21 protein-coding genes are annotated in these 24,313 nt (G+C 33.8%); 7 read left to right on the top strand and 14 right to left on the bottom strand.

The annotated features are described in order from the left end of the window. Window positions 1–106 precede the first annotated feature (106 nt). The 5 genes from GXM16_RS19790 to GXM16_RS19770 form a co-directional block, all read right to left on the bottom strand. Complete coding sequence (locus GXM16_RS19790; RefSeq protein WP_244307525.1) at window positions 107–3,019, bottom strand: PorP/SprF family type IX secretion system membrane protein; 2,913 nt, start codon at window positions 3,017–3,019, stop codon at window positions 107–109. A 1-nt stretch (window position 3,020) separates the two neighbouring features. Further along, entirely contained in the window at window positions 3,021–4,499 is a 1,479-nt protein-coding gene (gene sprC, locus GXM16_RS19785; RefSeq protein ID WP_163396224.1) for a gliding motility protein SprC, read from the bottom strand. After that, entirely contained in the window at window positions 4,496–4,918 is a 423-nt protein-coding gene (locus GXM16_RS19780) for a hypothetical protein (RefSeq protein WP_163396223.1), read from the bottom strand. Before GXM16_RS19780 ends, sprC begins: the two co-directional genes overlap by 4 nt. 104 nt (window positions 4,919–5,022) lie before the next feature. Then, window positions 5,023–6,315 carry a hypothetical protein gene (locus GXM16_RS19775; protein WP_163396222.1) on the bottom strand — a complete coding sequence of 431 codons (1,293 nt, stop codon included), beginning with the start codon at window positions 6,313–6,315 and terminating at the stop codon, window positions 5,023–5,025. A gap of 184 nt (window positions 6,316–6,499) precedes the next feature. Next, window positions 6,500–6,952: a hypothetical protein gene (locus GXM16_RS19770; RefSeq protein WP_163396221.1), complete on the bottom strand. Its 453-nt coding sequence runs from the start codon at window positions 6,950–6,952 to the stop codon at window positions 6,500–6,502. A 449-nt stretch (window positions 6,953–7,401) separates the two neighbouring features. Between GXM16_RS19770 and GXM16_RS19765 the strand changes: the two genes are divergently transcribed. The 4 genes from GXM16_RS19765 to recA all read left to right on the top strand — a co-directional run bounded on the left by GXM16_RS19765 (window position 7,402) and on the right by recA (window position 10,655). Next, complete coding sequence (locus GXM16_RS19765; protein WP_163396220.1) at window positions 7,402–8,550, top strand: DNA polymerase III subunit; 1,149 nt, start codon at window positions 7,402–7,404, stop codon at window positions 8,548–8,550. 6 nt (window positions 8,551–8,556) lie between these two features. Beyond that, window positions 8,557–8,940, top strand: coding sequence for a DoxX family protein (locus GXM16_RS19760; protein ID WP_163396219.1), 384 nt, complete (start codon window positions 8,557–8,559; stop codon window positions 8,938–8,940). A gap of 30 nt (window positions 8,941–8,970) precedes the next feature. Beyond that, window positions 8,971–9,480, top strand: a complete 510-nt coding sequence (locus GXM16_RS19755; RefSeq protein WP_163396218.1) for an acyl-CoA thioesterase — start codon at window positions 8,971–8,973, stop codon at window positions 9,478–9,480. A 167-nt stretch (window positions 9,481–9,647) separates the two neighbouring features. Beyond that, complete coding sequence (gene recA / locus GXM16_RS19750; RefSeq protein ID WP_163396229.1) at window positions 9,648–10,655, top strand: recombinase RecA; 1,008 nt, start codon at window positions 9,648–9,650, stop codon at window positions 10,653–10,655. Window positions 10,656–11,191: 536 nt separating this feature from the next. On the opposite strand, the gene GXM16_RS19745 is transcribed toward recA, so the two are convergent. Further along, window positions 11,192–11,947: a lysophospholipid acyltransferase family protein gene (locus GXM16_RS19745; protein WP_163396217.1), complete on the bottom strand. Its 756-nt coding sequence runs from the start codon at window positions 11,945–11,947 to the stop codon at window positions 11,192–11,194. A 189-nt stretch (window positions 11,948–12,136) separates the two neighbouring features. Between GXM16_RS19745 and trpS the strand changes: the two genes are divergently transcribed. Then, window positions 12,137–13,111, top strand: coding sequence for a tryptophan--tRNA ligase (trpS, locus tag GXM16_RS19740; protein ID WP_163396216.1), 975 nt, complete (start codon window positions 12,137–12,139; stop codon window positions 13,109–13,111). A gap of 75 nt (window positions 13,112–13,186) precedes the next feature. Here trpS and GXM16_RS19735 read toward each other — a convergent pair whose 3' ends face one another. Continuing rightward, window positions 13,187–14,035: a hypothetical protein gene (locus GXM16_RS19735; RefSeq protein WP_163396215.1), complete on the bottom strand. Its 849-nt coding sequence runs from the start codon at window positions 14,033–14,035 to the stop codon at window positions 13,187–13,189. Window positions 14,036–14,104: 69 nt separating this feature from the next. Then, on the bottom strand, window positions 14,105–15,205 hold the full coding sequence (gene dprA, locus GXM16_RS19730) for a DNA-processing protein DprA (RefSeq protein WP_163396214.1): 1,101 nt from the start codon (window positions 15,203–15,205) through the stop codon (window positions 14,105–14,107). Between the two features lie 244 nt (window positions 15,206–15,449). Between dprA and GXM16_RS19725 the strand changes: the two genes are divergently transcribed. Further along, window positions 15,450–16,412 (top strand): HU domain-containing protein, encoded by a 963-nt coding sequence (locus tag GXM16_RS19725; protein WP_163396213.1) that lies wholly within the window; start codon window positions 15,450–15,452, stop codon window positions 16,410–16,412. Window positions 16,413–16,466: 54 nt separating this feature from the next. Next, complete coding sequence (locus GXM16_RS19720; RefSeq protein WP_163396212.1) at window positions 16,467–16,871, top strand: hypothetical protein; 405 nt, start codon at window positions 16,467–16,469, stop codon at window positions 16,869–16,871. A gap of 39 nt (window positions 16,872–16,910) precedes the next feature. On the opposite strand, the gene GXM16_RS19715 is transcribed toward GXM16_RS19720, so the two are convergent. From GXM16_RS19715 to mnmG, 6 genes are all read right to left on the bottom strand, one after another. Then, window positions 16,911–17,432 carry a hypothetical protein gene (locus GXM16_RS19715; protein WP_229684397.1) on the bottom strand — a complete coding sequence of 174 codons (522 nt, stop codon included), beginning with the start codon at window positions 17,430–17,432 and terminating at the stop codon, window positions 16,911–16,913. Between the two features lie 19 nt (window positions 17,433–17,451). Then, on the bottom strand, window positions 17,452–17,673 hold the full coding sequence (locus tag GXM16_RS22915) for a hypothetical protein (protein ID WP_229684396.1): 222 nt from the start codon (window positions 17,671–17,673) through the stop codon (window positions 17,452–17,454). A gap of 56 nt (window positions 17,674–17,729) precedes the next feature. Further along, a complete protein-coding gene (locus GXM16_RS19710) occupies window positions 17,730–20,009 on the bottom strand; it encodes a helix-turn-helix domain-containing protein (protein ID WP_163396211.1) in 2,280 nt (759 codons plus the stop codon). Window positions 20,010–20,110: 101 nt separating this feature from the next. Beyond that, the gene (locus GXM16_RS19705; RefSeq protein ID WP_163396210.1) at window positions 20,111–20,686 is read right to left on the bottom strand and encodes an OmpH/Skp family outer membrane protein; all 576 of its coding nucleotides are present in this window, start codon (window positions 20,684–20,686) and stop codon (window positions 20,111–20,113) included. 244 nt (window positions 20,687–20,930) lie between these two features. Continuing rightward, the gene (locus GXM16_RS19700) at window positions 20,931–21,779 is read right to left on the bottom strand and encodes a class I SAM-dependent methyltransferase (RefSeq protein WP_163396209.1); all 849 of its coding nucleotides are present in this window, start codon (window positions 21,777–21,779) and stop codon (window positions 20,931–20,933) included. 329 nt (window positions 21,780–22,108) lie between these two features. Then, complete coding sequence (mnmG, locus tag GXM16_RS19695) at window positions 22,109–23,980, bottom strand: tRNA uridine-5-carboxymethylaminomethyl(34) synthesis enzyme MnmG (RefSeq protein WP_163396208.1); 1,872 nt, start codon at window positions 23,978–23,980, stop codon at window positions 22,109–22,111. Window positions 23,981–24,313: the final 333 nt, after the last annotated feature.

Below are 24,313 nucleotides of genomic sequence, written 5' to 3'. Positions count from 1 at the left end.
GCATTAAACTGAGCAATTAAGTCTGACTGAGCTTTACCTGAACTTTCAACTAGTTGAGTAAAATTATCAAGTTCTTTTGCAGTTTCATCTTTTTGAGCTGCTGCTGCTAATGCTTCAGCATCAGCTTTCGCTTTGGCTTCCGCTGCAAGTTTTGCCTGAAGGGCTTCTGCATCGGCTTTCGCTTTGGCTTCCGCTGCAAGTTTTGCCTGAAGGGCTTCTGCATCGGCTTTCGCTTTAGCAGGGCTTCTGCATCGGCTTTCGCTTTAGCCTCTGCTGCAAGTTTTGCCTGAAGGGCTTCTGCATCGGCTTTCGCTTTAGCCTCTGCTGCAAGTTTTGCCTGTAGCGCTTCTGCATCAGCTTTCGCTTTGGCTTCCGCTGCAAGTTTTGCCTGTAGCGCTTCTGCATCGGCTTTCGCTTTGGCCTCTGCTGCAAGTTTTGCCTGAAGGGCTTCTGCATCGGCTTTCGCTTTAGCCTCTGCTGCAAGTTTTGCCTGAAGGGCTTCTGCATCGGCTTTCGCTTTAGCCTCTGCTGCAAGTTTTGCCTGTAGCGCTTCTGCATCAGCTTTCGCTTTGGCTTCCGCTGCAAGTTTTGCCTGTAGCGCTTCTGCATCGGCTTTCGCTTTGGCTTCCGCTGCTAGTTTTGCCTGAAGGGCTTCTGCATCGGCTTTCGCTTTGGCTTCCGCTGCAAGTTTTGCCTGTAGCGCTTCTGCATCGGCTTTCGCTTTGGCTTCCGATGCAAGTTTTGCCTGTAGCGCTTCTGCATCGGCTTTCGCTTTGGCTTCCGCTGCAAGTTTTGCCTGTAGCGCTTCTGCATCGGCTTTCGCTTTGGCTTCCGCTGCAAGTTTTGCCTGAAGGGCTTCTGCATCGGCTTTCGCTTTAGCCTCTGCTGCAAGTTTTGCCTGAAGGGCTTCAGCATCGGCTTTCGCTTTGGCTTCCGCTGCAAGTTTTGCCTGTAGCGCTTCTGCATCAGCTTTCGCTTTGGCTTCCGCTGCTAGTTTTGCCTGAAGGGCTTCTGCATCGGCTTTCGCTTTAGCCTCAGCCGCAAGTTTTGCCTGTAGCGCTTCTGCATCAGCTTTCGCTTTGGCTTCCGCTGCAAGTTTGGCTTTAGCTTCTTCAGCCAATTTCAATTCTTTTGCTTCTGCTTCAGCTTTAGCTTTATTAGTCGCCTCTGCATCAGCCTTAACTTTAGCATCAGCAAGTAATTTTGCTTGTAAAGCTTCCATATCAGCTTTCGCTTTGGCATCTGCTACAAGTTTTGCTTGTAAAGCTTCAGCATCGGCTTTCGCTTTTGCCTCTGCTGCAAGTTTTGCCTGAAGGGCTTCCGCATCAGCTTTTGCTTTGGCTTCTGCTGCTAGTTTTATTTTAAGTGCTTCTGCGTCGGCTTTTGCTTTGGCATCAGCTACAAGTTTTGCCTGTAATGCTTCGGCATCCGCTTTGGCTTTCGCTTCAGCTGCAATTCTTGCTTGTCTTTCTTCTGCATCGGCTTTTACTTTCGCTTCGGCTGCTAACCTTTCTTTTTCAGCAGCAATTGCTGCCGCTTTTGCTTTTGCATCTGCAGCAGCTTTTGCTTTAATTGCGGCTTCTTTGGCAGCTTTAGTTTTCGCTTCAGCAGCAGCTTTAGCTTTGGCTTCTGCTGCTAATCTTGCCTGAAGGGCATCAGAATCTGCTTTTGCTTTAGCGTCAGCAGCAATAATAGATTGTAGATCTGCTGCTTCAGTTTTTGCTTTTGCTTCTGCTTTACGTTTTGCTTCTGCTGCATCAGCTTTCGCTTTAGCTTCAGCTAATAATTTTGTTTTTGTCGCCTCAGCATCTGCTTTAATTTTTGCTTCTGCTGCTAATTTTATTTTTAATGCCTCAGCATCTGCTTTGGCTTTAATATCAGCTTCCAATTTTGCTTTTGCAGCAGCTTCGGCATCAGCCTTAACTTTTTCTGCCGCTGCTAATCTTGCCTGTGCTGCTTCTGCATCGGCTTTTGCTTTAGCATCTGCAGCTAATTTTGCTTTTGTTGCTCCATCAACTCTTTTAATAGGAGCTGGTGATTTTTTAGCTATAACTGCTTTTGGTTTAGAAGTATCTATTAGAGAGCCTTCTTCGTCATCACCATAATAGTAATTTGTATTTCTAAATTTATATGCAATTACAAATTCATGAGAAGCTCCTAAATTCGTGAAATTTCCTAAACCTCTTTCATAATTATATTCTATTGCAACATTAGGGGTTATGTTAAGTCCTAAACCTGCTGAAACTCCATGTAAAGTATTATAACCCGCTTGCGCCCAAATTCCTTGTGGAATAGTAAGCATTGCGAGTCCTGAAATTATAGTATTGTCTTTTTCTAATTCTGTCTTAACAATTCCTGAAAATTTACTTTGATCAAAAAAGCCGTAGCTATCAATATATCCAGTGTACATTGCATGTAACTCAATAGCTTTTTTAGGATCATCTTTTACAATTCCGGAGCCGAAATTATACAGAAATAAATTATTCATGGATAATCCAAAATCAAGAAAAGCTGTTCCGTAATTAATTCCGGGATTTACTGCAAGTAATGTATTTGAAGGGAAATCTCCCTCGATGGCATCATCTGAAATTATTTTTCCCTTGTCTAAACCACTTTGATAAGCACCAACATTTAATCCAAAAGTTAAATTGCTGTCTTCCTGTAAAACAATATTGTGTGCAAAATTAACAACTCCACCAAAAACAGTCATCAATCCATAATTTTGCTGAAATAAGCCAATCGCGTACCCATCATTTTCTTTTAAACGACCTGAATAGTTAAAAAAATAGGTGTTAGGAGCATCATCAAATTGTATGTATTGCCTTTTGTTATAAAAACTTATCATTGGGTTTTGCTCACGGACAAAACTAAATGTTGGGTTGATTAAATATCTATTAAACTTTAATGAATTTCGAACAGGTAATGAAAACGAAACAACTCCATTCTCATTTGTATCCTGAGAATAGAGTAATTGTATTGAGCCGTAAAATAACGTTAAGAATAGTAAAAATTTCTTCATATTATTTCAGCACTGTTATTGATCCTTTTTTTTCACCTGCATCGCCTTTAATAACATAGTAATATACCGGATTTACATTTTTAATATCTAATCCTGTCTGAGGCCAGTCACCCTGATAATTGACAACATCCAGAACCTTTTCTCCATTAGAGCTTATAATTATAACCTTTGTGCTTTCATTTTTATATTCTTCAGGAATATTCCAATAAGGATTTGAATCACCGCTAAGTTTAATGATATTCGGAATAACGGAAGAAGATCCAAAATCCCCTTTAACTTTAAAAATAAATTCTTTCGTAGAAATACACCCTCCGGCCTGAGAAATCTTAACCTTGTACGTACCTCCGAAAGAAACTACGTAAGTGTCTGTTGTTGCACCTACAATAACATTATTATTTCTATACCATTCATATGTTGGATTTGAAGCATCATCAGTTACAGTTACGCTTAAAGTTTCACCTTCATTAATAGTTGTTTCTTCAGCAACATCAATACTTGCATCAAAACTATTTTTTTTCAGATCTATTTCTCCTGAACCTGAACAACCTCCAAAATTAATATCTACTGTATAAACTCCGGATTCATTGGTGCTGTATGTTCTGGTTGTTGCTCCTGAAATTACGGCACCATCTTTTTTCCATATATAGCTATTTCCACCACCAGTAGCAGTCAGGATAGTGTTACTTCCGTTTGCACAAAAAGGGTTTCCTAAGCTGGAACTAATTGTCGTATTAGACCCTGATCCCGATGCACTCGTTACAGTAACGCGGTTAGAACTAAAATTGACATCTGAACATACTCCATAATCTAATTCTGCATAATAGCTTCCCGTAGCATTAACAGTCAAAAGTTTGTCACTTTGTCCAGGAATAACTACATCGTCTTTATACCATTTGTATTTAATATTTGGATAATTTGCCGGAGATGAACTAATTGTGTTTGGCGTAGGATTATCAACTGAAAGAGTAAGGCTTCCTCCTGAACAAAATGTTGCAGAAGTTCCCTGATTATTAATTGTAAACGCTTTTACATAATCTTTGTAGTATACAGCAAAAGAAGTTACGTTAGCAAAATTCCTAATCCTTTGACTGTTTACCCCTTTGTTACTTCTAACTCTTAAGCTGTAATTATTAGACCCTTTAATTCCAGTTGGAATAGCAAACTTTATTGTCTGCTGGTTTATAGATGGATTACTTACATCTAATTTTGTTGCAAGGACTGGAGCTGAAGTTACAAATACTCCTTTATCATCTGTTAGTTCTACATCAAAAACGACATCTGAAGGGAAATCGCTATATGTAAAAGTTACATTATACTCATTAAAGGGTTTGCCGTTTACAGCATCTCCTGCACAAATATTCACAAAATCAAACTTACTTGCTGAGATTGTTGCTTGTGCATTAGACTGGTAAACGGTAAAGAAAAATACTCCTAAAAAAAGTAATGATTTTATCAGAGAAAGAGTAGTTTTTTTCATCATATAGTACGAATTCTTGCTAAGTCTATATCTTCAAAAAACAAAATATCTATAAAGGTTTCAGAAAAATCATATTTATAATTTTCAATAATATCTTTTGCAAGTACAGAGTATGCTGCGATATCTTTTGATTGATTTTTAACATTGACATCTGTATTTCCTTCGTCAATTCTTACAGCTTCTACAGCAAAGCTATCCTTGGGGATGGATAGCTCCACTATAAGCTGTTTAGAATACTCTAAATTAATTACAGGTGTAATTATTGCGGTTGTTTGGTCTAAATTTTTTAACGTATTAGCCTCTCCAATAGCAAAATTTGAATTTATAGTTTTTTCAATTTTACTTTGGGAATATAAGCTTAATGTTAAAGGGGAAACCAAAAATATTGTATATATAAAATACTTTTTAATACTTGGGGCCATATTCTGTTTTGATCTTTATTTGGGTCCTGCTTTAAGACGTATACATAAATTGTCTGGGGACTTTATTAATAAATTTACGCTTTGAAATAAAAATCTAAATCTATTTATCTGTTACCGCTAGAAGCAGTAATTTTTCCTAATTGAAGTCTGAAATCTGGTTTTTTAGGATTAAAAATATCTATAAAAGTTTCTTTGTTATCACTTTGAGAATATACATTGAAAAACAATGGACTACCGTACCAGCTCTCTAAATCTTCATTATTAGAATTGAACTCTGTAAAGATATTTCCTTTACAAAGGTTAAAATACATTTCTTCAAATTTAATTTTTTTAAGATTGGCATCGTTAATTTCTATTTTACTGTCTAATAAAACAGCAGGATTAAAACCAGAAATCACACTACGTTTAATTTCAAGTGAAGCATTTTCTGCAATATAAACAGCTTCTTTCACTAAACCAGACTGAATATCAGCATTGATATTTTCGCTATCGTTAAGCATAGTTATATTTGATGCTACAACTAAAGTTTGTTTTTTAGTAAAATCTGTTTCACTTTTTTTCTCATATGAAGCTACTTCTAAACAACGGGATCCGTCTTTGTTACTTGATAAATAAGAAGATCTTACTGCAAGAGAATTGTGCAAACGACATTGTACACCCTGAGTAAATTTATAATCATCATTGATAGATTTATAAGAAACTAATTTTGTTGCATTTAGGTCACCTCCAAAAAATCCGAATGAATCTCCTGCAGAATAACTAACCATAATGTTTTCTAAAATTGTTTTGTTTCCAACACCTGCCAGAGTTAAACCGTTGAAACTACCGGCACCTTTTACTTTTTTACCAGCAAATTCGATTCTCACAAATCTTAATACTCCTGAACTTGCAGCTGCATTATCACCACCATATGTAGTACGGGTAGGGTCAAGATCTAAGTTATAAGAACCAACATTTCCAAATTTATTAATTGGAGCATCACCTAGGATTACTATTCCTCCCCAGTCACCAGCTTTTTTCTGACTTCTGTTAGAAGTAAATACGATAGGGTCAGTTTCTAAACCGTCTGCTACAATTGATGCACCTTTTGTGACTACCAACGTTCCTTTTGTTTCGAAATCACCTATAATTAATGTTCCTGGTTCAATCGTTAAAACAGCGTTATTAGTTACATAAACATTACCCTGTAAAACATAAACATTTCTCTTAAGCAATTTTGTATTTGTTGAAATGTTTCCAGCTAAAATTTGGTTGGCTTCACCATATTCAACTTTGTTAGGCTTAAATTCGGTCCAGTTGTTCAACCAATTGTTGTAGCCCATAATTCCTTTTTCTTGCTGAGCACTCATACTTGCAACTGTGAAAAGAACGCAGATAATTTGAGTAAATTTTTTCATGATAAGGGGGTATTAGGGTTAATAATAAATTTGGGATGTGTAAATTATAAAAACTCATCCCGCGTTTTCCAAAAAATCAGAATACATCGAAAACGAGTTGTTTTAAGACCTTTTTTAAAATATCTTAATGAAATTCAATCATGTATTAGACATTTTAAAAAAGGCATTAAAAATATTTGAAAAATTACATTTCATTCAATTCATTGAATTCATGTAAAGATTTCAATGTTCCTTCGTAAAATAAAATTGCTGCTATTAAATTTGCCTTGTCAGAGTAAGGCATCATTTTTCTTTGAAAATCCACAGTAGTATCTAAGAATGTAGTAGTTCCTATAGCCTGATTCTCTAAAGATTTTTTATGCTCATTGTCGTCCGGAATACCTAAATCCGCCATTGTAACTCCAGGTTTCGTAACCAAAGCAATGTAAGGAAGTGTTTTTACCAATACTTTGATACGCTCAATGTATAACTCCAATAATTCTCCTTTTTGCATACCACTTAATTCTTTTTGATCGTGATATTTACGGATAAGAGCTGTTGTACTAATAATACTTTTTGGAGCATTTTTAGCCTGGGCAGATACAGCCCCTGTAGTCAATAAAAAAAATACACTTAAAAAAATAATTTTCCCTTTCATAGATTCTTATTAAAAGTTTGTTGTTGATGAAAACAAAAATATGTAAATTAACTTAATTTGCAACTTTAATATTTTTTTTTTTAAAAAAAAGACTTAAAAAAAACTTAAAATAACATCTTAATGTCTGTAAAACAAGGGGTTCGCATATGTTAAAATTAATTTCTCAAAAGTACTGATTATGTAAGATTTTTATCTTAATACACATAAAAAAAAGTTTTTTTACGATTAGTATATTAGCTAAAAAAAAGTTGATTTTCTTCTTAACTTCGAAAAACTATTAACAAAAAAATCTTAATATCTCTTCAAAATAACATCAATGTTAACAAAACTTAACAGAGTAAAAATTAACAATTAAGTTAAAAACGACTTATCCAATAAAAAATAAAATGAATAATTAAAGTTTAGTTTATACTATTTTTGACTCTATCAATTTCTTATATCTTTGCCCCATGCAATTTTCACAAATTTTAGGTCAGGATTACATTAAAAGTCACTTAATTAAAAGTGCTTCTTCCGGAAGAATTCCACATGCACAATTGTTTATTGGGCCGGAAGGCAGTGGTACATTATCAACTGCTATTGCCTATGCACAATATATTTTATGTAATAATACAGGTAATGAAAATTCAAACGGAAATGAATCTTGCAATCTAAAATTTCAGAATATTTCGCATCCTGATCTGCATTTTATTTATCCAACTGTAACAACTGAGGATGTTAGAACAAAACCCAAAAGCCTGGATTTCATTCAGGACTGGCGAACATTTATTCAGGAAATGCCTTACGGTGGCTTATTTGACTGGTATAAGATTTTGGGTGTACAGAACAAACAGGGCGAAATTCGTGTAGAAGATGCTCAGGAAGTTCTAAAATCCCTTTCACTAAAATCATATGAAGGCGGTTATAAAATTATGATTATCTGGATGGCTGATAAAATGAATATTGCTGCATCTAATAAATTATTGAAATTATTAGAAGAGCCATCCGATAAGACCATTTTTATTCTGATTTCAGAAAATGAAGAAGACATCATTCAAACCATACGCTCACGTTGCCAGGTAATTCACTTTAATGGCCTACCCGAAAAAACAATTGCAGAAGCATTAGTTTCTCAGGAAAACATCGATCTTAACTTAGCTAAAAAGATTGCTCATCAAGCTCAGGGGAACTTCAATAAAGCTATTGCTTTATTAAAACAAGATGACTCAGAATATCCTTTTGAACAATGGTTTGTTAATTGGGTTCGTGCGGCATTTAGAGCTAAGGGAAACGCTGCCGCCATACAGGATTTAATTTCATGGAGTGAAGAAATTGCCGGTTTGGGCCGTGAAAGCCAGAAAAAATTCATTCAGTTTTGTATTGAAATGTTCCGACAGGCTCTTTTACTTAATTATGAAGTGCCAAGTTTGGTTTATGTAGAACCAAAAGTTGATAAATTTAAGATGGAAAATTTTGCTCCTTTTGTAAACGGAAACAATATTCATCTCATTTTCAAAGAGCTTTCAGATGCTATGTATCACATTGAAAGAAACGGAAATGCTAAAATAATCCTGACTGATTTATCCATAAAACTTACTCGTTTAATTCATAAAAAATAATTCGTAATGACTAATGCTGCTTCTGTTCTACTGTTGATTTTTTTGGCTCTGACTTTTTTACAATCCGGCTATGAGAAAATTTTTTACTGGAAAGAAAATGTTACATGGCTTAAAGAACATTTTGCTAAAACTATTTTAAAAAATCAGGTTCCACTAGCACTTCTTCACCTTTTAGTTTTAGAATTAATTTCGGGAATTTTATGCGTCGTAGGTGCCATACAATTATTAACAAAAAGCGGCCGTGAATTTGGTTTCTATGGTGCTGTTTTTTCCTGTATTTGTTTATTAATGATGCTTTTCGGCCAGCGTTTGGCTAAGGATTATGATGGAGCAAGAACTATCGTAATTTATTTTATTCCTGCCGTAATGGCGGTTTACTGGCTGAATTAATTAACTTTTTTTTAATCTTACCATAAGAAAATGAATGCAAAACACCCTTCAGAATCTCTGACTATACTAACTGATTTAGTTTTACCTAGCGAAACCAATCCCCTAAATAATCTCTTTGGTGGTGAATTATTAGCCCGTATGGATCGCGCTGCCAGCATAGCAGCACGCAGACATTCGCGGAGGATTGTAGTTACTGCTTCGGTAAATCACGTAGCTTTTAACAGGGCCATTTCGCTGGGAAGTGTAGTTACTGTAGAAGCAAAAGTTTCAAGATCTTTCAAAAGCTCAATGGAAGTTTTTATTGATGTCTGGGTAGAAGACCGGGAGTCCGGTAACAGAACGAAAGCCAACGAAGCTATATACACTTTTGTTGCCGTTGACGATACAGGAAGACCTGTAGAAGTTCCTTCAATAGTTCCTGAAACTGAGCTGGAAATACAAAGATTTGATGCAGCTTTGCGTCGTAAACAATTGAGTTTATTGCTTGCAGGGAAAATAAAGCCCGATGATGCAACAGAATTAAAGGCTTTGTTTTTATAGTCTAAATTGTCTCAATTTGTAACAATTCGAGATAATGAACTTCAAAAAAAAAGAAGTATTTTTACAAAATTACAAGCCCATACAAATCTAAATCAGGAAGTTATTAATTCTGATTTATTTTGAAAAAGATTTATAAAATTTAGATGAAAGAAAAAGAAAAAGAAAAGATGAGTTCAGAGAAAGATGCCAAATTAAAAGCGCTACAACTTACGCTTGACAAATTAGATAAAACTTACGGAAAAGGAACCGTAATGAAAATGGGCGACAAAGCCATTGTAGAAGTTGAGACAATCTCTTCTGGTTCGCTGGGTGTTGATTTAGCACTTGGAGTAAACGGATACCCAAAAGGGAGAATTATCGAAATATACGGTCCGGAATCATCTGGTAAAACTACTTTAACATTGCACGCAATTGCAGAAGCTCAAAAAGCAGGAGGAATTGCTGCTTTTATAGATGCTGAGCACGCTTTCGATAGAAACTATGCTGAAAAATTAGGCGTAGATATCGAAAACCTGATTATTTCTCAGCCAGATAATGGTGAGCAGGCTTTAGAAATTGCCGAAAATCTTATTCGTTCAGGAGCAATTGATATTGTGGTTATTGACTCTGTTGCTGCATTGACGCCAAAAAGCGAAATCGAAGGTGAAATGGGAGATTCTAAAATGGGTCTGCATGCACGTTTAATGTCACAGGCTTTGAGAAAACTTACCGGGACTATCAGCAAAACAAATTGTACCGTTTTCTTTATCAATCAATTAAGAGAAAAAATAGGTGTAATGTTTGGAAACCCGGAAACTACAACCGGTGGTAACGCATTAAAATTTTATGCTTCTGTACGTTTGGATATTCGTCGTTCAGCACAAATTAAAGATGGAGAAAATGTTATCGGAAACAGAACTAAAGTAAAAATTGTAAAAAACAAAGTTGCGCCGCCATTTAAAACTGCTGAATTTGATATTATGTACGGAGAAGGAGTTTCTAAAACAGGTGAAATATTGGATTTAGCTGTTGAATTTGATATAATTAAAAAAGCAGGATCATGGTTTAGCTACGGAGACACCAAACTAGGACAAGGACGTGATGCAGTTAAGACTTTAATTAAAGATAATCCGGAATTAGCTGATGAATTAGAAGTAAAAATTAAAGAGTACATCAAAGAATTAGCTAACGCTTAAACTTTATAAATCTGTAAGTTACAGATTCTTCTAAGCCCGGCATTTGAAAGTGTCGGGTTTTTTTATTCTAAAAAATAAAACAATGACGCAACCTTTTCTAAATAATATCATCTATATAAATGACTTAAAAACGTTGAAAGGTGGTCATAATACTTTCAATCCTTTTTAGAATAAGTTTGGTTGATTTTCAATAAAAATCCGTTAGTTTTTTGTTTTGGTTACTAACGGGTTTTTATTCTTTTTAAGATTTTCATTCTTTTTACGCAACCTTTTTGATTTGTAATTATCTATACTATTACAGTTAATTGAGTTTTGATCAAACTCTTTTTTTATCAACTTTAATGTTTTCAAATCATGAAAGAAAAAAAAGAAGTCCCGTTAAATAAAAACCGTAAAAAGAACAAATCAAAAATTAGAAAAATATTACGATTTATTTCTGACAAAATAATTCACAGATAAATTTTGAATATAAAAGGGGTTTTAATTCAAAATTAAAGCCCGGCAAACTTTCATTGCCGGGCTTTTATTTTCTATCATTAGCTTTCTAATTCATTCTTCTTAAATTCAAGTAAGCCTTTGTAAATCAAATATCTTGTCTCATCACGAAGGTCTTTTCTGTTCTCTCCTGTTAATCCTTTTGTTTCAATAAAAGGGAAAATTTTTGCTCTCATCTTACCTGGGCTGCCGCTCAAAAATGTATAAGAGAAACGCTTCTTATTATCAGCAAAAACGATTGGAACAATTGGAATCTGATGATCTATAGCCAATCTAAAAGCACCATCTTTAAATTCATCCAACAAAATCGATTCATCATCAGGCACACCACCTTCAGGAAAAATACAAATACTAAGTCCTTGATTTAATCTGTTTTGAGCTCGTTTAAAAACTTCGTTTTTGCTTTTGGAAGAATTTCTGTCTACCAAAATACAGGTTCTTTTATAGAAAAATCCAAATAAGGGAATCTTTACCAATTCTTTCTTTCCAACAAAAACAAAAGGATTCCTTATAATTGCCAGCATTAGCATGATATCCGTCATTGAAGTATGGTTAGCAACAATCATGTAACTCTTTCCTCTTTCCAGCTTTTGCAGACGCTCTACTTTGAAATAAAAACCCATTCCGAAAAGAATGAATTTTGCCCAAATTCTGGCCATTTTAAAAAAATATGGATATCCGCTTTCTGTTATAATTGAAGCCACTAAAAATGGCAGCATAATCAATATTGGAATGGCCATTAAAATGTAAAACCAAATGCGCCAAAAAATCCAAAAAATAATTTTAATTGCTTTCATGGTTTCAAATGTAAGAAAACAGAAATGAATTTAGATTTTCGATCAGCATATTTTTGACATTTTAAGAAAACAAAACTTAAAAACACGAAGAACATTGCGAAAAACTTTGCGAACTTTGCGGTTAAGAAAAAATAACTTTTCGGATATTGTAAAAACTTTGCAATATTTGCGGTTAAGAAAAAAATTAGAATGGCAAAGATACTAACCGGAGTTCAGAGTACCGGAACACCACACTTAGGCAATTTATTAGGAGCAATTATTCCCGCAATCGAATTATCAAATAATCCTGCAAACGAATCGTATTTGTTTATAGCTGACTTGCATTCGATAACTCAAATAAAAGATGGAAAAACATTAAGAGAAAATACATATAGTACTGCAGCAGCATGGCTTGCATGTGGCTTAAACCCTGATAAAGTTACATTTTACAGACAGTCTGATGTTGTACAAACGGCCGAACTTACATGGTATTTAAGCTGTTTTTTTCCTTATCAACGTTTGACTTTAGCGCATTCTTTCAAAGATAAATCGGATCGTTTAGATGATGTTAATGCTGGATTGTTTACTTATCCGATGCTAATGGCAGCTGATATTTTACTTTATGATGCCGAATTTGTTCCGGTTGGAAAAGACCAATTGCAACATCTTGAAATTACACGTGATGTAGCTTCCCGTTTCAATCACCAAATGGGTGAAACCTTTGTGCTTCCTGAAGCTAAAATTGAGGAAAACATTATGTTGATTCCAGGAACAAACGGTGGTAAAATGAGTAAATCTGCAAACAATATTATCAATATTTTCTTAGATGATAAAGCTTTACGCAAACAAGTAATGAGCATTGAAACTGACAGTACTCCGCTTGAAGATCCTAAAAATCCGGATACCTGCAATGCGTTTGCTATTTACTCTCTTTTAGCAGATGAAATTCAGATCACGCAAATGAGAGCAAATTACTTAGGAGGAAATTATGGTTATGGTCATGCTAAACAAGCGTTATTTGAATTGATTACTGAGAAATTCAAAACAGAAAGAGAAAAATACAATTACTACATAAACAACCTTGAAGAAGTAGATAAACTGTTAAAAAAAGGTGCCACAAAAGCATCTGTTGTTGCTGATGGCGTACTAGCAAGAGTTCGGGAAGTTCTTGGATTTGGAAAATAGAAAAGTAAATAGATAAGCCTGAAAGAATTACTCTCTCAGGCTTTTTTTATGTTGTTTAAATTCTATTTTAATAGTTTAAGATCTTGACAACGCGATAATTAAGCGAATTACAATAACTATGACCGCAAAGATTGTCCAGCCCGAAACACCAGAAGAACCTCCTGAATGGTTTACTCTTTCTACTGTTGCATCAAGAGCGTCTTTATTTTTTCGGAACAAAGCATTCAGATCATAATCAATGGCATTATAGTTTACCATAGATGAAATCATTGGACTCATTAGCTCATATCTAATTGCAGAATTACTATGCAAATTATAAACCTTGTTGTAAACCGCTTTAATTTTCTCATCTTTTTCAGTTGATCTAAAATGAGAAACTAAAACATAAAAACTGCGATATTTAAGAAACTCAACCGTACTGTTTATATCACTCAATTGCAAATTTCCATTAATTGAATCTATCGCAAAATCAAGCTTTTCAGATATTTTTTTGCTTAGATTTTCCATAGAATTTTCAGGAAGATATTCTTTTACTGCCAAAAAATCATCAATAGTATCGAATCGGTTCTGTGCTATTAATTCATCTAAAATCAAATCTAGATCTTTGGATAAAAATTTATCAATAAACGCCTGAACATCAGATTTACTTGAAGAAACTGTATAATCAGAATTAAATCTGTTTCGTGAATAATTCTTTTTAGAGAAAAAATTATATAAAATCCGATTATTACAAATAAATAAAAGCTGTCCAGCAAAGTTATTCATCGCTAAAATTAAATTATCTCCAAGATCAGGCTTCACGTTTGCATTACCTGAGCGTTCAATTTCAAACTGCTTTCTTGCTTTTTCAATGTCTTCAGAACTGAATTCTCTAAGGTTCTCCTTGTAAATCCCAGTATTTTCAAATAGTTCAATTATATTCATTAAAGTATGATTTTTTGAACAAATATATTCTTTATATCATTTAATCCAAGTTTCAATGTTAAAAAAAACTTAAATAGCTTCAAACAGTTTTCCAGGCAAAGGTCTGATTACTCCTTTTAGTTCCATATTTAAAAGAATCCCTGATATTTTATAAATAGGAAATTCGCATTGGAGTGCAATTATATCAAGCAGTTCTTTTCCGTTTTTAACCAGGAAATCATAGATTATTTGTTCTTCATACTCCAGTTCAATAAATAGTTGCTTCTGAACGGGTTTTATATCGTCTTTGATATCCCAATTGAGCATGTAAACCAAATCAGCAGCACTAGTCAGTACATTCGCTTTTTGAGTTTTAATGAGTTGATTGCATCCCTGACTATATTTATCAGTCACACGGCCGGGAACGGCAAAAACATCACGGTTATAATCGTTCGCAATATTGGCAGTAATAAGCGAACCTCCCCTATCGGCAGATTCTATTACGATTGTAGCTTCAGTCATGCCGGCAACGATACGATTTCGTCTAACGAAGTTCTCTTTATCAGGATTGGTTGAACTCCAGAACTCAGTTATAAAACCGCCGTTCTCCTCCATTTTTGACATGTATTTTTTATGTGCTTTAGGATAGATTTGGTTTAACCCATGAGCCAAAACACCAATAGTCTGCAGTTTATTTTCTATTGCCAGCTGATGCGCCACAATATCAACTCCATATGCAAAACCACTAACAATTATGGGATTTAAAGGAGCCAGATCTTCAATCAATGTTCTGCAAAATTCAATTCCGTACGAAGTAATTTGCCTTGTACCGACAATACTGATTATTCTTTTATTTTGTAAATTAATATTACCGGCAGAAAAAATTAAAACCGGACAATCAACACAATGTTTTAAACGTTCAGGATAATTTTCATCTTTAAAAAAAGAAACTTGAATATTGTTATTCTTGATGAAATCAAGTTCCTGATTTGCTTTTTGAAAAACAGTCTTATCCTTTAGATTCTTCAATAACACTGAACCAACTCCTTCTATAGCAGCAATTTGATTCATTTTTGCCTTGAAAATTTCTTCGGCACTTCCAAAATTTGCCAATAATTTCTTAGCCATAATATCTCCAACGCCCTCTACCCGAAGTAAGGCTAATACATAAAATAAATCTTGTTCTGACATGGCTTATATAACTTTTAAAAAGGACGGAATTTTTAAAAACAAGATTTGTTTTCATTTTGGCAAAGATAATAATTAGAAGTAATTTCTTTCAAAAAATAACTTTTTTAAAGCCAAAAACAATTAATCTCTGAAACAAAAATAATTTAACTATCTGAAAAATAAATACCTGCAAAAATATTCAGATTGTTAATAAAAATTGTGAATAAATTTTTGATAACTATATTGGATGCATAACTTTGTTAGTATGAAAATCGAAACTTACATCTCGCAATTATTATATCGTTATCAGTGCGTAACGGTTCCCGGGTTTGGTGCATTCTTAACTGAAATTCAGTCGGCACAGCTTAATGAAAGCACAAATTCGTTTTTTCCACCTAAGAAAATGGTTTCTTTCAACAGTCAAATCAAAAACAATGATGGTTTGCTGGCAAATCATATAGCTAATAGCGAAAAGACATCATATGGTTTTGCTGTTAGTGCCATTGCTTTTGAAATTTTAAATTGGAAAAAAGCATTGGAAGAAGATGGAATTTTATATTTGAAAAATATTGGTGAAATTCGTTTGAATAGTGATAACAATTTAGTTTTCAGTCCAAACCAGCAAAATAATTATTTGACAACTTCCTTTGGATTGGGTCCTTTTGTGTCTCCTTTGGTAAAAAGAGAAAATTTCGAAAAAGAAATTCAAAGAATCGAGGAGAAAGAAACTGTTCCATTATATGCAGATGAAGAAAGAAAATCTTCAAATTCATATTTAAAATATGCTGCAATATTTGTCCTGGGTCTTGGAATCACAGGAAGCATCGGATATCCGTTATATCAAAAAGAAATTGCAACACAAACGCTTGTTGTTGAAAGTACTGTTCAAAAAAAGGTTCAGAACAAAATTCAGGAAGCTACCTTTTTGATTCAAAATCCTATGCCTGCTGTAACACTTTCTGTTGATACCTCAAAAACTGAGGTGATAGAAAAAACAATGCCTTATCATATTATTGCAGGAGCTTTCAGAAGTGAACGAAATGCAAAAAAAGCTTATAACCAATTAATAAAAAATGGTTATGAAGCCAGAATGTTAGGTGAAAATAAACATGGATTATTTCCTGTTTTATACGGTAGTTACTCTACAATGAGAGAAGCTGAAGAAGCACAAAAAGAAATTCAAAAGGCTGAAAATCCGGATGCATGGATTTTAATCGAAAATTTATAAAACTAGACAGAAAGTATATTTGTTTTGTTATTTACTTTAGAAATAAAAAAGATTATGAAGTTTACCATTCAAGTATTTATAATTGTATGCCTTTTTTTAACGTCACCAGGCTTTTATGCACAGGAAACAGAAACTGTTCAATCAGAGAAAGCGGTTCAGGAGGCAAAAAAAGCTAAAGAATATCAAAACAAAATAGATAAGGAGCAGAAAAAAATTGAGAAACATCAGCGGCAGGTTAAAAACGCAGAAAAAGCTATTAATAAAACCAAAAAGAAAATAGAAAAACAAAAAACTGCGAATCAAAAAACTGAAAGTCAAATTGGAACCAGAAAAAATTCTGAAGAAGAAATTCAGAAACTAAAAATAAAATCCACCAAACAAAAACTTGAAATAGATAAACTGGAGCTCAAATTATTACAACAGAAAAAGGAATTAGACCAAATTAGAGCATCTTTTTAATACAAAAAAATCCTATTTTAGCAAATAGGATTTTTTTGTTTAACGTGGAATAATTTTAGCTTCCTGAGAAAGAATTACTTTTTTATTTTGATAAATTGTTAAGTTTGCCGGTGCAGCATCCTTTTCCCGCATTGGAGCAATATAACATTCATAAACATACTGACCCTTTTTAAATTCAAATCTATGATTTCCGCCAGTTCCTTCCTGGAACCATTTTCCGTTAGTAATCACTAAATCTGGTTTTTCACTCATGCTTTTTTTTGTTGACCATGAAGCATATCGGTAATTTCCATTTCCTAAATCGTCTATTCTAACCTTGAATTTGCTGGTTTGCAAAACACATTCCGGAGTTTTAAATTTTGCAATGGATGGATGCAATTTTCTTTTTTCACCGGATATAATTTTATTTTTCAAATCCAATTCAAACTTTGATTGGTAATTAATGGCGATTAAACGGCCTTCCTCATCTATCCAGACAGTACCCTGATTCAGCATAATTCCTCTCCAGCCCATTTGTGACCAGTCTTTTGCTGGATTAGATTTAATGATTTCATTCTTCAAGGCAACATCAAAAATCTCATTAATACCGCTTTATGAATTCAGTTTTGTTGTTGATTGTTGGTATGGGATATTCCCTTTTGAAAGGATACGAAATTATATCCGCGACAGCCTCTTTTTTTTCATTTTTTACATTGCTGATGAAGGTCTTTATGAACTTCTGATATTCAGGTTTTAAATCCTGGCCTAAAGCTAAATTTGAGAATCCTCCAAGGAAAAATAGAATTATGATTTTAAATTTCATTTTTTATAAATTAAATTAATCTGTGTTTTTACGTGAAACATTTAACTTAAAGATACTTAATTTATACTTGCTTTGAACATTTTTAACTCATGCCAGGTGAATTCATCACCATGTTTTTCTTTTAACCCGTTAAGAGATTCCTCCTGATAAAATTCGAAAGCATCACGCAAAGCCAATATTTTATCATAAGTTAAAACATCGGAGATTTCGATTTTTTTTGTCTGAATTAATTTAACCAGATGCATTTCAATAGTTTGTACAGTAAGCTTACGAAGACGGGCAATATCCTGAACCGAATTTTTCTCAATCCACAAATCGTATGTTTCTTCTACGGTAGTTTTCTTAATAGCTTTTGGCTCGTTTTTATCTAATTTTTTCGCCGTATAGCGCGCAGCTGGCTCATCAAGTTTGAAAATATCAGTATTGCTCATTTTAAACTCTTCGCGAATTTTCGCAATCTTATCTGATTTGTAATTTTTAATCGCTGAGGACGTTAATTTTTCCTTACAGATGGTTTGACCCGAAACTACAATTTCAATCAGTAATTTAGCCTTCATTACACGTAGAACAGCCTTAGTTTGCAAATCATCCAGAAGTGCTAATTCTTCATAAAATTCTTTTACTTTTTTATATTTTTGAATTTCGGCCATTTTCTGCAAAAGATCTGTTACCAATTTATCCATTGGTTTAAAAAAATAGTCATAGGCCGCCACTACTCTTTCCTGCACAAACAACAAATCAACGGTTTCCTTATTAAAAATTTTATTGAGCTGATGCACAAATTTTTGCGAAGGATCTAAAAGCAATTCAATTGTTTCAAGACGCTTATGTGCCCAAACAGAATGCTTAGATTTTTCGGAATTAGCAGCATTTTCATTATAACTAAATCTGTGATTACGCCATTCCTGAGCTAAATCTGACCAGTTAAAACTATTAATCAAATAGTTATGAATAAAATTCTTAGTTTCGAAATGTAAATGTTTTTCTAAAATATCTTCAGTTGCCTTATTCAATGCATAATCCATTACATCCTGATCGTTCGAAATACCATTCATTTGAATCTGAGAAAGCAAAATAAGACCTTTTAAGGACGTTAAACGAGATAATGCTACATATGCCTGCCCAGGTAAAAAAACTTGCGATACATCAAGCGCAGCTTTCTCAAAAGTTAAACCCTGGCTTTTATGAACCGTAATTGCCCAGGCTAATTTTAAAGGATAATGAGCAAAAGTCCCTAAAACGTCTTCTTCAATCTCTTTAGTGAGTTCGTTAATTTTATACCTGATATTTTTCCATTCGTATTTTTCAACTTCAATAGTTTTATTTTCTTCAGGGAAATTCACAAAGATTTCCTCAGGTGAAAGTGATTTTATAATACCCATTTTTCCGTTAAAATACCTTTTATCAAAAGATAAATCGTTCTTGACAAACATAACCTGTGCACCGACCTTCAGTTTCAGATTTTCTTCAACCGGAAATATTTTTTCTGGAAAATCGCCAACAATAAAGGGCTGATACACAAACTCATTTCCTGCTAAATCACCTATTGCCTGTTCGTTAATAGAATCAGCTTTAGCATTGTGTGTCGTGAGCGTAATGTAGCCGGGATTATTTTTCAAATCAAAATCAGGTTGGACATATTCGTTTAAAATCTGAATATCCTGCGGTGTGATCTGATTGTTTCGAAGATTATTTAAAACGGATATAAAAGAATCATCTGTTTGGCGATAAATTTTGGATAATTCAATATAAAGCGGTGGATTTTGCTGAATGACGTGTGAATGAAAAAAGAATTTTCCCTTGTAATAGTTCCGTAAAGTTCGCCATTCTTCATCCCTAATCACAGGTGGCAACTGCAATAAATCACCAATGAAAAGTACCTGAACACCTCCAAAGGCCAACGAATTTTTACGTACTGTCTGCATCATAAAATCAATTGCATCCAGCAGATCAGCACGTAGCATACTTACTTCATCGATAATGAGTAGTTCCATGTTTCTGATGACATTACGCTTCACATTATTCATTTTAAAATGTCTGCGTAAAGTTTCCTTATTTTCAAATTTTACAGTTTCTGTAAACTGAGAATTATTTTCATACGAAGGAATAAAAGCCGAAAATGGCAATTGAAACATAGAGTGAATGGTGACTCCACCCGCATTTAAGGCAGCAATTCCAGTAGGGGCGACAACAACCGTATTTTTATGTGTAGTAGCAATAATTTCACGTAAAAGCGTAGTTTTTCCTGTGCCTGCTTTGCCAGTCAGGAATATCGATTTTTGCGTCTGATTGATGAATTGTAAAGTGTAAGCAGCTGCTTCTGAAACGTTTTGCATTGGGCGTATATTGAAAACTAAAAGTATCGCATTTTTATAAATAAAAAAACCTAAATCTGTATATAGATTTAGGTTTTTAAAATAGTTAGTTATTTTGGTTGTTATTTCTTTGTTTCTTCTTTAGTTTCAGCTTTATCATCTGTTTTTGGCTGAGCTTTGTATTTATCGTTTAAAGCTTTGACAATCTCTTTTGTAATATCGTATTTATCTTCAGCATATAAAACAGTAGCGGCATCACCTGTCCCGTAGATATATGAATAGCCGTTTTTCTTACCGTAATCTTTAATAAATTTTTTCACACCGCTTACAAGAGAATCCATTTCAACACCGCTTTCTTGTTGCAATTGCTGTGCTAATTGTTGTTGAGCATAACCCAATTGCTGTTCTCTTTTTTGTAATTCAGCACCTCTTTGTTGCGCCCAGGCCTGCCCGTTTGCCTGTGCCTGACTTTGAAAATTAGCAGCATCTTGTTTGAAACGATTTATCTCAGCTTGCAGTTGTCTTCCTTTTTCTTCTGATTGTGCTTTGTATTTTGCTTCAAGGTCTTTTGCTTCAGTGTACTCTTTCATCAAAACCGAAGTATCTACGTAAGCTGTTTTTACTTCCTTTACTTCAGCCTTTTTCTCACATGAAACAACTAAAACCGAAAGCGCGATAATTACTAATGCTTTTTTCATTTTCTGAATTTTCTATTTTTATGTATGAAAGACAAAAATATAAAAAAATAAATAGCATCGACATAAAGTTTAAAAAATGCTGTTTTTTTATGATATTAGTTTTCTTTATGGCACAAATTGATAGTATAAAATATCGCTATTAAAACTGGCTTCAATAGCTCGTTTTAAAAGCATTTTTTAAAAAAAGCCAATATTTCTCCTCACTTTAGTCGAAATATTGGCTTAAATGCGCTTAAAATAAGTTTTAGCTGTTTTTTAAGACATAAATGTGCGATGAATACTCTTTTGAAGACGATGCTTTCAAATTCGATCGTAAACCGATAAAAAAAGCCTTAATGAAATTCATTTTTCCTGTTTTATATTTTTCAGACAAAAGACTCACGTAAAAAGAATCGAATTTCATAGGAAGCACTTTTTCTAACTTTATGTCAACTTTTTCAAAAAGGGATTTTATGGATTTTTTAGAGAAATGCCAAAAATGAATCGGCACATCGAAAGCGGCCCAAAATTCTCTATAATGTTTAGCGTCGTACGATTTAAAATTTGGAACCGCAACAATTAATGTTCCAGTTGGTTTTAATAAACGCTTCAATTCCTGGATTTGCAATTCTAAATTTGGAACGTGTTCCAAAACGTGCCACATTGTAATTACGTCAAAAGAATTATTTTCCAATTCGCTGATTTGTTCAACAAATGAAATTCCTTTACCTTTTGCAATTTCTTTTGCTCTTTCGCTTGGTTCTACTCCAACAGTTTCCCAACCGTCATTTTTTGCGGTTAATAAAAAATCTCCTGTTCCGGCACCAATATCTAAAATTTTTCCTTTTTGAGATTGTTCTGAATTGATCAGATTCAGTTTATTTTTTAAAGCAATATTTTTTACAAAATGATATGCTTTTTCAAACAACGAACGTTTGTTATCTGTATGCGAAATATAATCTTCGCTTTCGTAATATCTTCCAAGATTTTCTAAATCCGGCTGAGGAGATGTAATCAGCATATCCAGATTTTCATCATAATACAACTCAAAAATTTCTTTTGATACAGAATGATCCTTTACAGTAAGAAAATGTTTTTTGTTTAAAACGTCCATTTTATATTTTAAATTATTTATTTCATTTGAAGCAATTCGTTTTTAAAACTTCTTTGCTGATTATTTTTCAAACATAAATAAAAAGACAAACATTACTGCTCTCTTTTTATATTTTTTGATTGTGAATTTTTATTCAAATTTATCAATTGTTTTTTTATACATGAAAAAGACGGACAGCTGTCCGTCTCTACAAAACAATAAATTTATATTAATCAATATTTACTTTTTCATTCATTCCCACATTAATTAGGATTTAAAAAAGTTTCACGTGGAACAAATTATTTATCTTGTTTTCAAAACGAAACATAAAATTGAAAATAAAATAAAGATTATCTTCCCATATAAATTAATAGCACAGAAATATCACTTGGAGAAACACCGCTGATTCTTGATGCCTGAGAAATTGTAATTGGACGAATTTTACTTAATTTTTGTTTCGCCTCGATCGACATAGATTTTATTTTATGATAATCGAAATTCTCAGGTATTTTGACTTCCTCTAAACGATTTAGTTTGTCCGCATTATTTCTTTCCTTTTCGATATATCCGGAATATTTAACCTGAATTACCGCTTGTTCAACGATCTCTTCATCCAGATTATTTTCTTTTACATAAGCATCTACCTTTTCAAATTTTAACATATCCTCCAATTCAATTTGTGGACGTGAAAAAACTTTGAACATTTTATCTCCTTGCGAAATTGGCGCTGATTCTTTTTCAACCAAAATTGGATTCGCTTCGGCAACCGTAACACTTGTTTCTTTAAAGAAAGTAACCATCTTTTCAGACTCATTCAATTTGTGTTCCATTCTTCGCATTCTGTCTTCAGAAGCTAAACCAATTTCATATGACATAGGTGTCAATCTAAAATCAGCATTATCTTGTCGCAACAATGTTCTGTATTCTGCTCTTGATGTAAACATACGGTAAGGTTCTTCTGTTCCTTTCGTAATTAAGTCGTCGATCAAAACTCCGATATAAGCTTCATCACGTTTTAAAATTAAGGGCGCTTTTTCATGTACTTTTAAGTGCGCGTTTATTCCTGCCATCAATCCTTGCGAAGCTGCTTCTTCATATCCTGTTGTTCCGTTTATCTGTCCGGCAAAATATAATCCTTCAACTAACTTTGTTTCCAAAGTATGTTTCAATTGTGTCGGAGGAAAATAATCATATTCGATTGCGTAACCCGGGCGAAGGAATTTCACATGCTCAAAACCAGCAACTGAACGCAATGCTTTAAATTGAATATCCTCAGGAAGTGAAGTTGAAAATCCGTTCACATAAACTTCACATGTTTTCCATCCTTCAGGTTCCACAAATAATTGGTGGCGTTCTTTGTCTGCAAAACGATTTATCTTATCTTCTATCGACGGACAATATCTTGGACCTATACTTTTTATTCTTCCATTGAACATTGGCGAACGATCAAATCCTGATCTTAAAATATCATGGACATCCAATGATGTATAGGTCATATGACAAGATCTTTGTTGCGTTAACGGAACCGTCAAATCAGAATATGAAAACTTATCCGGTTTTGCATCTCCTTTTTCTTCGTTCATTTTAGAATAATCCAAAGAACGACCATCCACTCTAGGAGGTGTCCCTGTTTTCATTCTTCCGGATTCAAAACCTGCCGCAACCAAATCCTCGGTAATTCCGAAAGCAGCACTTTCACCTGCTCTACCTCCACCAAATTGTTTGTCTCCGATATGAATCAATCCATTCAAAAAAGTTCCGTTTGTCAACACAACAGATTTTGATCTGATCTCCACTCCAAGCGAAGTTCTAATTCCTTTTATCTTTCCGTTTTCGATTATCAACCCTTTTACCATTTCTTGGTAAAAATCCAAATTTGGAGTTCCCTCCAACATCATTCTCCATTCTTCAGCAAAACGCATTCTGTCACTTTGAACTCTTGGCGACCACATTGCAGGCCCTTTTGATTTATTCAACATCTTAAACTGAATTGCAGTTCTATCTGAAACAATTCCGGAGTAACCTCCAAGTGCATCGATCTCACGAACAATTTGCCCTTTTGCGATTCCACCCATTGCCGGATTACAAGACATCTGTGCGATGTTCTGCAAACTCATTGTAACCAATAAAGTTTTTGATCCTAAATTTGCGGCCGCTGCCGCGGCTTCAGATCCGGCATGACCGGCACCCACCACAATAACATCGTATTCTTCTAAAAACATTTTCTTTTATTATTCTCTGAAAACCGGTTAAATCAATTCTCAGAATTATTTGTTTTTTTTTGTTTCAGGCTTTTCTGGTTTCAGGTTTCAAGTTATCTGACAAATGTTTCACGTGGAACATCTGTATTATCATTAGTTATTCTGTTTATGTTTTTCTTTTCAAATGTTTCACGTGAAACACAAACTAAATTAAACTTGAAACTTGAAACCTGAAACAAAATTTTATGTTCCACGTGGAACGAATTTTATTTAAAACTTAAAAACGTTCCACGTGGAACGTTTAATTATTTTGATCTGAATTTTAGAATTATGTTTCACGTGGAACATAGGTTC

The sequence above is a fragment of the Flavobacterium limi genome, assembly GCF_010645075.1.
GTDB lineage: Bacteria > Bacteroidota > Bacteroidia > Flavobacteriales > Flavobacteriaceae > Flavobacterium > Flavobacterium limi.
Note: the sequence above shows the minus strand (reverse complement) of the source record. Positions and strands in the feature narration are given on the sequence as shown.